The organism is Acidovorax sp. PRC11 (assembly GCF_031844105.1).
Lineage (GTDB): Bacteria > Pseudomonadota > Gammaproteobacteria > Burkholderiales > Burkholderiaceae_C > Paracidovorax.
The window spans coordinates 360,651-369,238 of sequence record NZ_JAUZUQ010000003.1; the positions used below are offsets into that span (position 1 = coordinate 360,651).

General features: G+C 67.8%; 11 protein-coding genes. 5 read left to right on the plus strand and 6 right to left on the minus strand.

Annotation, left to right across the window (positions count from 1 at the left end; genetic code table 11):
- Window positions 1–117: 117 nt before the first annotated feature.
- Window positions 118–1,758, minus strand: coding sequence for a 3-(methylthio)propionyl-CoA ligase (locus Q9R47_RS05550; RefSeq protein ID WP_311232206.1), 1,641 nt, complete (start codon window positions 1,756–1,758; stop codon window positions 118–120).
- A 188-nt stretch (window positions 1,759–1,946) separates the two neighbouring features.
- Between Q9R47_RS05550 and Q9R47_RS05555 the strand changes: the two genes are divergently transcribed.
- The 5 genes from Q9R47_RS05555 to Q9R47_RS05575 all read left to right on the plus strand — a co-directional run bounded on the left by Q9R47_RS05555 (window position 1,947) and on the right by Q9R47_RS05575 (window position 5,594).
- Window positions 1,947–3,446, plus strand: coding sequence for a protein adenylyltransferase SelO family protein (locus Q9R47_RS05555; RefSeq protein WP_311232207.1), 1,500 nt, complete (start codon window positions 1,947–1,949; stop codon window positions 3,444–3,446).
- The gene (gene msrB / locus Q9R47_RS05560) at window positions 3,443–3,856 is read left to right on the plus strand and encodes a peptide-methionine (R)-S-oxide reductase MsrB (RefSeq protein ID WP_311232208.1); all 414 of its coding nucleotides are present in this window, start codon (window positions 3,443–3,445) and stop codon (window positions 3,854–3,856) included. The genes Q9R47_RS05555 and msrB overlap by 4 nt, the downstream gene beginning before the upstream one ends.
- A gap of 25 nt (window positions 3,857–3,881) precedes the next feature.
- Window positions 3,882–4,448: a septation protein A gene (locus Q9R47_RS05565; RefSeq protein WP_311232209.1), complete on the plus strand. Its 567-nt coding sequence runs from the start codon at window positions 3,882–3,884 to the stop codon at window positions 4,446–4,448.
- A 44-nt stretch (window positions 4,449–4,492) separates the two neighbouring features.
- Window positions 4,493–4,732, plus strand: coding sequence for a BolA family protein (locus Q9R47_RS05570; protein WP_311232224.1), 240 nt, complete (start codon window positions 4,493–4,495; stop codon window positions 4,730–4,732).
- Window positions 4,733–4,808: 76 nt separating this feature from the next.
- The gene (locus tag Q9R47_RS05575) at window positions 4,809–5,594 is read left to right on the plus strand and encodes a peptidylprolyl isomerase (RefSeq protein ID WP_311232210.1); all 786 of its coding nucleotides are present in this window, start codon (window positions 4,809–4,811) and stop codon (window positions 5,592–5,594) included.
- Window positions 5,595–5,729: 135 nt separating this feature from the next.
- On the opposite strand, the gene Q9R47_RS05580 is transcribed toward Q9R47_RS05575, so the two are convergent.
- From Q9R47_RS05580 to Q9R47_RS05600, 5 genes are all read right to left on the minus strand, one after another.
- Window positions 5,730–6,539, minus strand: a complete 810-nt coding sequence (locus Q9R47_RS05580; protein ID WP_311232211.1) for a heparan-alpha-glucosaminide N-acetyltransferase — start codon at window positions 6,537–6,539, stop codon at window positions 5,730–5,732.
- 255 nt (window positions 6,540–6,794) lie between these two features.
- Window positions 6,795–7,016, minus strand: coding sequence for a helix-turn-helix transcriptional regulator (locus Q9R47_RS05585; RefSeq protein WP_311232212.1), 222 nt, complete (start codon window positions 7,014–7,016; stop codon window positions 6,795–6,797).
- Window positions 7,013–7,996 (minus strand): hypothetical protein, encoded by a 984-nt coding sequence (locus Q9R47_RS05590; protein ID WP_311232213.1) that lies wholly within the window; start codon window positions 7,994–7,996, stop codon window positions 7,013–7,015. Before Q9R47_RS05590 ends, Q9R47_RS05585 begins: the two co-directional genes overlap by 4 nt.
- Window positions 7,983–8,225 (minus strand): hypothetical protein, encoded by a 243-nt coding sequence (locus Q9R47_RS05595; protein WP_311232214.1) that lies wholly within the window; start codon window positions 8,223–8,225, stop codon window positions 7,983–7,985. The genes Q9R47_RS05590 and Q9R47_RS05595 overlap by 14 nt, the downstream gene beginning before the upstream one ends.
- Entirely contained in the window at window positions 8,222–8,392 is a 171-nt protein-coding gene (locus Q9R47_RS05600; RefSeq protein WP_311232215.1) for a hypothetical protein, read from the minus strand. The genes Q9R47_RS05595 and Q9R47_RS05600 overlap by 4 nt, the downstream gene beginning before the upstream one ends.
- Window positions 8,393–8,588: the final 196 nt, after the last annotated feature.

The window sequence follows — 8,588 nt, forward strand, 5'->3', positions numbered from 1 at the left end:
GCAGCGTACAGGCGAGGTCCGCGGGAGGATTCAGGGATTCACCCTAGCGCCTATCCCGCAGGCGACTCCGGCCGAGCCCGCCGCCCGCCCGGGCCTGCGGCGCAGCCGCCGGAGCCGTCAGAGGCCGGGCAGTCGGTAGTCCGCGAGCTGTTCGCGCAGGCGCGCCTTCAGCATCTTGCCGGTGGCCCCGATCGGGATCGCGTCCAGGAACACCACGTCGTCCGGAACCTGCCACTTGGCCGTCTTGCCCTGGTAGAAGGCCAGCAGCTCGTCGCGCGTGAGCTGCGCGCCCTGGCGCAGCACCACGGCCACGATGGGACGCTCGTCCCACTTCGGATGCGGCATGCCCACGCAGGCCGCCATGGCGACGGCGGGATGCGCCATGGCGATGTTCTCGATGTCGATCGAGCTGATCCACTCGCCGCCGGACTTGATCACGTCCTTGCTGCGGTCGGTGATCTGCATGTAGCCGTCCGGATCGATCGTCGCCACGTCGCCCGTCGGGAACCAGCCGCGGCCCTGGGCATCGGGCACGAGCGGGCTGCCGGAGGCGCGGTAGTAGCGGTCCACGATCCACGGCCCCTTGACCAGCAGGTCGCCGTAGGCCTTGCCGTCCCAGGGCAGTTCGCGGCCTTCGCCGTCGACGATCTTCATGTCCACGCCGAAGATCGCCCGCCCCTGCTTGAGCAGGATCTTCATGCGCTCGTCCTCGGGCAGGTCCAGGTGCTTGTTCTTGAGCGAGCACAGCGTGCCGAGCGGGCTCATCTCGGTCATGCCCCAGGCATGCAGCACCCGCACGCCGTACTCGTTCTGGAAGGCCTGGATCATCGCGGGCGGACAGGCCGAGCCGCCGATCACCGTGCGCTGCAGCTTGCCGAAACGCAGGCCGTTGGCCTTCGCATGCTGCAGCAGCATCTGCCACACGGTGGGCACGCCGGCCGCGAAGGTCACGCCCTCGGCCGCCATGAGGTCGTAGACGGACTTGCCGTCCAGCGCGGGCCCCGGGAACACCAGCTTGCAGCCGGTGAGGGGCGCGGAATACGGAATGCCCCAGGCATTGACGTGGAACATCGGCACCACCGGCAGCACCGCGTCGCTGGCCGACAGGCCCATGACGTCGGGCAGCGCCGCGGCGTAGGCATGCAGGATCGACGAGCGGTGGCTGTAGAGAACGCCCTTCGGGTCGCCCGTGGTGCCGCTCGTGTAGCAGAGGCTGGAGGCCGAGTTCTCGTCGAACGACGGCCAAGCGTAGTCGGCCGGCGCGGCGCCGATCCAGGCCTCGTAGCTCGTGAGGCCGGGAATGCCCGTATCGGCGGGCAGCCGGTCGGCATCGCACAGCGCCACCCAGCGGCGCACGGAGGGGCACTTGGCATGCACCGCCTGCACGATCGGCAGGAACGTCAGGTCGAAGCAGAGCACCTGGTCTTCCGCGTGGTTCACGATCCAGGCGACCTGCTCGGGGTGCAGGCGCGGATTGATCGTGTGCAGCACGCGGCCCGAGCCGCTCACGCCGTAGTACATCTCCAGGTGGCGGTAGCCGTTCCACGCCAGGCTCGCCACGCGGTCGCTGAAGGCGAGGCCATCGGCGTCGAGCGCGTTGGCGAGCTGGCGCGAGCGCGCCGCCATGTCGCGGTAGGTGTAGCGGTGGATGTCCCCCTCCACGCGCCGCGAGACGATCTGCGCATCGCCGTGGTGGCGCTCCGCGAACTCGACCAGCGTCGAAATCAGCAGGGGTTGGCTCTGCATCAGGCCCAGCATGGTGTCTCCTTGTGTGTCCGTTACGGATGGTGATGTGACGGCCGATCCTAACCGCCGCCCCCGCCGTCAGGCCCTCCGGTCAACCCCGGGAAAACGCCCTGCTGTCCGGCTGGCGACACCGGGCGGCAGGGCGGCCCCCAAGCCCCTGTGGGCCGCCGTGGCAAAGGCCCTGGGACACAATGGGCACGATGACGACCACCGCCGCCACCGCTGCTTCCGCCCCGCCGTCCGACACCCCTTCGGGTCTCGCGTGGCGCGAGGGCTTCGCCGCGCTCGGGCCCGCCTTCCATACTGAACTGGTGCCGACGCCGCTGCCCGATCCCCACTGGATCGCCGGCAGCCCCGACGCCGCCGCCGTGATCGGCATGGCGCCCGGCTGGCTGGGCAGCGATGCGGCCGTGCAGGTGCTCTCGGGCAATGCCCTGCTGCGCGGCATGCGGCCGCTCGCCAGCGTCTACAGCGGCCACCAGTTCGGCGTCTGGGCCGGCCAGCTGGGCGACGGCCGCGCCATCCTGCTCGGTGAGACGGGGAACGGCCACGAGGTGCAGCTCAAGGGCGCCGGCCGCACGCCGTATTCCCGCATGGGCGACGGCCGCGCAGTGCTGCGCTCCTCGGTCCGCGAATTCCTTTGCAGCGAGGCCATGCACGCACTCGGCATCCCGACCACGCGGGCGCTCGCCCTCACCGGCTCGCCGGCGCCCATCGCGCGCGAGGAGATCGAGACCGCCGCCGTGGTCACCCGCGTCGCGCCGAGCTTCGTGCGCTTCGGCCATTTCGAGCACTTCGCGGCGCGCGACCAGGTGGCGGAGCTGCGCGCCCTGGCCGACTACGTGATCGACCGCTACTACCCTGAATGCCGCTCCGCGGGCGAAGCCTCCGGCGGCAATGCCTACGCCGCGCTGCTGCGCGCGGTGGGCGAACGCACGGCGGCGCTGCTCGCGCAGTGGCAGGCCGTGGGCTTCTGCCACGGTGTGATGAACACCGACAACATGAGCATCCTGGGGCTCACGATCGACTACGGGCCCTTCCAGTTCCTGGACGCCTTCGTGCCCGGCCACATCTGCAACCACAGCGATAGCCAGGGCCGCTACGCCTTCAACCGCCAGCCCCAGGTGGCCTACTGGAACCTGTTCTGCCTCGGCCAGGCGCTCATGCCCCTGATCGAAGACACGGAACTCGCCCAGGCCGCGCTGGAGCCCTACCGTTCCCTCTTCCCGGCGGAATACATGGGCCGCATGCGGGACAAGCTCGGCCTGGCGGCAGCGGCCGAGGGCGATGCTCAGCTGGTGGACGACCTGCTCGCGCTGCTCGCCGCGGGCGCCGTCGACTACACCATCTTCTGGCACCGGCTCTCGCAGGCCGTGGCCGCGCAGGATTTCTCGCCGGTGCGCGACCTCTTCCCGGACCGCGCCGGCTGGGACGCCTGGGCCGCGCGTTATACGGAGCGCCTCGCCCGCGAAGACCGGCCGCAGGCCGCGGCCCGGATGCAGCGCACCAACCCGCGCTTCGTGCTGCGCAACCACCTGGGCGAACTGGCCATCCGCGCCGCCAAGGATGGCGACTTCGGCCCGCTGCATGCCCTGCAGGCGGTGCTGGCGCGCCCCTTCGACGAACATCCCGACCATGCCGAATGGGCGGGCTTCCCGCCCGACTGGGCTTCTTCCATCGAAATCAGCTGCTCATCATGACCTTCCCCATCCAGAAGACCGATGCCGAATGGCAGGCCCTGCTCAAGGACAAGGGCGCCGAACCCGTCGCCTGGCAGGTGACCCGGCACGCGGCCACCGAGCGCCCGTTCACCGGCAAATACGAAGCCCACTGGGCCGACGGCAGCTACCACTGCGTGTGCTGCGGCGCCAAGCTGTTCGATTCGGACACCAAGTTCGACGCGGGCTGCGGCTGGCCCAGCTTCTCGCAGGCGGTGCCCGGCGCCATCGAGGAAATCGTGGACCGCAGCCACGGCATGGTCCGCACCGAGACGGTATGTGCACAATGCGGGGCGCACCTCGGCCATGTGTTCGAGGACGGGCCGGCTCCCACCGGCCTGCGCTATTGCATGAACTCCGCATCGCTGGACTTCGAGGCGGACGGATCCTGACGGACCGGCCTCGGCCCTTCCCTTTATGAAACTGCTGATCGACTTCTTCCCCATCATCCTGTTCTTCGTGGCCTTCAAGGTCTGGGGCATCTACACGGCCACGGCCGTGGCGATCGCCGCGACCATCGTGCAGATCGTCTACCTGCGCGTGCGCAACGGGCGCGTGGAGCCCATGCAATGGGTCAGTCTCGGGGTGATCGTCGTGTTCGGGGGAGCCACCCTGCTTTCCCACAGCGACACCTTCATCAAGTGGAAGCCCACCGTGCTCTACTGGCTGATGGGCACGGCGCTCGTGGTGGGCCAGCTGTTTTTCCGCAAGAACCTCATCCGCTCGCTCATGGGCGGCCAGATGGAATTGCCCGAGGCGGCCTGGCGCACCATGAACTGGAGCTGGACGGCCTTCTTCCTGGTGATGGGCGTGGTCAACCTGTGGGTGGCCTACACCTTCAGCACTGATGCGTGGGTGAACTTCAAGCTCTTCGGCGGCATCGGCCTGATGGCCGTGTTCGTGATCGGACAGGCGCTCTATCTGAGCCGCTACATGAAGGAGCCCGAGTCCGCCCGCCAGGCCCCCGAGGATGCGCAGCGATGAGCGGCTTCCAGCCCACTCCCATTTCAGCGCCGACCGCGCAGGCCATGGAGCACCGCCTGCGGGAAGTGCTCGCGACCACGCAGCTGGAAGTGATCGACGAAAGCGCCGCGCATGCCGGCCACGTGGGGGCCAACGGAACCGGTTTCGGCACCCATTTCCGGGTGCGCATCTCGTCACCTTTGTTTACCGATCGCAGCCGCGTGGCCCGCCATCGCCTTGTGTATGATGCGCTGCAGGAGTTTATCGACCAGGGCGCGCACGCCATCGCGATCGAAGTTCTCTGATCGGTCTGATTCCCACGTCCAGGGCCCCCGTGGCGCACACCGTGCAGCCGGCCCTTTCCTTTTTGTGGATTTCCCAATGAAGAAAAAGCTCTTGTCCGGCCTGGTGGCCGCTGCCGTGCTCGGCACCGCTGCCCTGCCTGCCCTCGCGCAGAACGTCGCCGTCGTGAACGGCAAGGCCGTGCCCAAGGAACGCATCGAGGTCCTGAAGCAGCAGGTGGAACGCTCCGGCCGTCCCATCACCCCCGAGATCGAAGGCCAGATCAAGGAAGAGGTCATCGCCCGCGAGATCTTCCTGCAGGAAGCGCAGAAGCGCGGCCTGGAAGGCACCCAGAACGTCAAGGACCAGATGGAACTGGCCCGCCAGACCATCCTGATCCGCGAGCTGTTCACCGAATACCAGAAGGCCAACCCGGTCACCGACGCCGAGATCAAGGCCGAATACGACAAGTTCCTGGCCGCCAACACCGGCAAGGAATACAAGGCCAGCCACATCCTGGTCGAGACGGAAGACCAGGCCAAGGCCATCATCGCATCGCTCAAGAAGGGTGCCAAGTTCGAAGACATCGCCAAGAAGCAGTCCAAGGATCCGGGATCCGGCGCACGCGGCGGCGACCTCGACTGGGCCTCGCCCAACAGCTACGTGGCCGAGTTCACCGAAGCCCTCGTGAAGCTCGACAAGGGCAAGACGACCCAGACCCCGGTCAAGACGCAATTCGGCTGGCACATCATCCGCCTGGACGACGTGCGTGAAGCCAAGCTGCCGAAGCTGGAAGAAGTGAAGCCCCAGATCGCACAGCAGCTGCAGCAGCAGAAGCTGGCCAAGTTCCAGGAAGACCTGCGCGCCAAGGCCAAGGTGGAGTGATGCTCCCGGGGCACGGGGTGCGGCGGCCTTCGCGGCGCGGCACCCACGGCCCTCGCCCTGCATCGGGGCAACCCATCGAAACGCGGCCCCATGCCGCGTTTTTTCATGGGCGGTGCTTGTGTTGCGGGCCTGCGTTCAACGGCCCGCCAGCCACCCCACTGCCAACAAGGTGCCGATGAGCACCGGCTGGTGCAGCATGTAGTAGCTCAGGCTCCAGCGCCCCAGCAGCACGAGCGGACGCATCACCCTCGGCAACCCGGCATACAGCCAGCCGGCACGGTGCCGCAAGGCCCATTGCCCGGCCGCCATGCCCCACCACATCACGCCCAGCCAGGGCAGCAACGGCACATAGTCTTCGGTGAACGGCTTGCGCGTGACCACGCCCAGCCAGTTGAGGGCGCCGCCGTTGAAGGCGGGCGCCCAGGCAGCAGCCGGCCCGGCCAGCAACCAGGCGCCCAGCCACGGGGCCGCCAGCGCCACCGCACCCGGCAGCCACAGCCCGGCGCCCCACCCTGCCGTGCAGCGCACGATCACCAGCATCACCGCCATGCCGTGCAGCACCCCGAAATGGATGAAGCTGTTCGGGAACATGAGGTAGGAACCCGCGCTCACCAGCAGCGCGCAGAACGCGATCTGCCCCCAGCGCCGCCAGAACCGCGCCCATGCCACGTTCTGGCTCCAGGCGATGGCCTGCCCCAGGCCCGCACAGAACAGGAACAAACTGACGATCGCGGTGCGCTGCACCGTCCAGAACGGGTCGGCGCGGAAATCCTGGGGCCAGTATCCGAAGTGGCTGAGATCGAAGCAGAAGTGGAAGACGGTCATCCAGACCATCGCGAGGCCGCGCAGGGCATCGACGGCTTCGATGCGTGCGGCTTCGGTGCGTGCGCCTGCACGCGGCGACGGCGGAGGCGGCACGGGAGAGGACGCTGGAGAAAGGGCCATGGCAGCGTGGGTCTCGGAAAGACGAAAGGGGTCGGCTCCGTGCAGAGCCAACCCCTTGGTATCCATGGTCGGAGCGGCGGGATTCGAACTCGCGACCCTCTGCTCCCAAAGCAGAGATTCAAGGATTACGAATCAACATCTTAGGCGATTTTTGTCTAACGGCGGCCGTCTTGAGGACAACCGGTTTTCCCAGGGACGCGGGAAGTGCGTTAGACGGTTTTTCCCTATCGACCGCCTAGCTGCCAGCGTGCTGGCTCAGGGAGGTTCCTGGGAGAAATTCCACTCCCCCAGCCCCGCGGCCAGAGCCGCGCACGCGAGCCCCACGGCCCGGCTCGGAGCCACGGGCTTGCCCGTCGTGCGGCTGCGGCCGGCCACCCAGTCCGCGTAGGTGGCCCGGCTCACACCCAGGGCCTGAGCGGCCGTGTCGTAGGTGTAGCCCATCTGGTCCTGCCAGGTGCGGAGGTCGTCAGAGGTCATCGTTTCAGCCCAAGCCGGACCGCGCGCGCGACCACGGAACCAAGAGACCGGCGCAGGCTAAGCGCGATTTCTTCACTCCGCATTTGCGGCCAGAGAGCCCGCAACTCCGCGTCATCTTGACTCGTCCATTTGGTGTGTCCGCCGATTGCGCGGCCACGGGAGGCCGCCCGAAAGGACAGCCCCAGCCTCGTTGCTCGAACACTGACCGCGCCGGCTGTACGACCGAGCTGTGCCGCACACCTCTCCGCCCCCAGCTCTGCGTAATGCTCACGCAGGAATTCGTCGTCAGCCTCAGTCCAAACGCTGATGGCTTTATCGCGCCTCAGCGCCAATACCGTGGCGCGGCCATTCACCGCGCCCTGTGTCCGCCCGAGCAGCAATGCGATGTCGGCAACGGGACGGCGGCGGAACAACTCACGGAGCCTGTCGTCCTCTTCGGATGACCACTCTCCGCGGTGCAGATCAGGGAGAGCGCGCCCCAGCATTGCTGCGTTGGCCCGCACACCGAACCCTGACGGCTTTTTCCGCTTGGCCGCGCGCAACAGCGCTTCCCGCGTTTGCGGAGCCACTGGCTTCCCTCTCTTGCTGTCGGCCATCCGGGCGCGCGCCTCCGGCTCGGCTGCCACGGCTCGGCCTCGGGCTGCGGCCTCTGGCGGCACGCCCGTGCGCTCCTGCAGCAGCTTGCGTGTGCCGTCCGTGACCCTGCCCACTCCCAGGGCCTTGCGCCACATCCAGACCTTCGTGACGCCCACCCCCCACCAGTGAGCCACAGCTTCAGAGGATTCTGTCCGGACGGCCCGCACCAGGTCGCCGCACAGGATGAGGGACGCCCTGCCGGTCTTCTTCCGCCGCGGCCAGGAGATGGGTGCGGCGGTCCAACCGCCCACCTCGAGCCGCCCGTCGATCTCGTCGTCGATCCAGCCCCCGACCGTGCATTCCGGCGGCAGGTAGGGCCCGGCGATCAGCTCAGGTGCCGGCATCGGTGCTCTCCGCAGCCGCGAGCGCAGCGGCTGCCTTGCGCTGGTTGAGCGTGGACACGATACCCGCGCGCATCATGACCAGATTGCCGGTGGCCTTGATGCGTGCCAAGGCGCCGATCTCATCCCCTCGCTGCACCGTGCCCAGCATCTCCCAGCCGGGGATGACAGCGTGCTGGTAGAGACGCCAGGGGCCACCTGGCGTGATGGTCAGCTTCGCGAGGTTGCTCAAGCCAGTTCCTCGGGAGTGATGGTGTCCACATGACCGGCGAAGAACCAGCCCTCCACGTTGGAGTTGGGCATGGTGCCGAAGGCATGGATGTCGCCGCTGCCGGTGATGCGGTACTTGCGGGCGCCGAACTTGGCGATCAGAGCCGCACGGATTTGAGCGATGGTCATTTTTTCTTCCTTGCCCCCTCATACGGGGAGGCGCCGCGGTGATCACTGCGATCACCATGAAACGAATAATAACTCAAATTGAGACTTTGGCAAGCGCTATTTTTCGGTGGGCGCCCGGCACGCCTCCAGCGCCACCAGCAGCTGCCCCTCGTACCCCTCGCGCCGCTCGATCTCCGCCATCGCCGCGCGGGCGAAG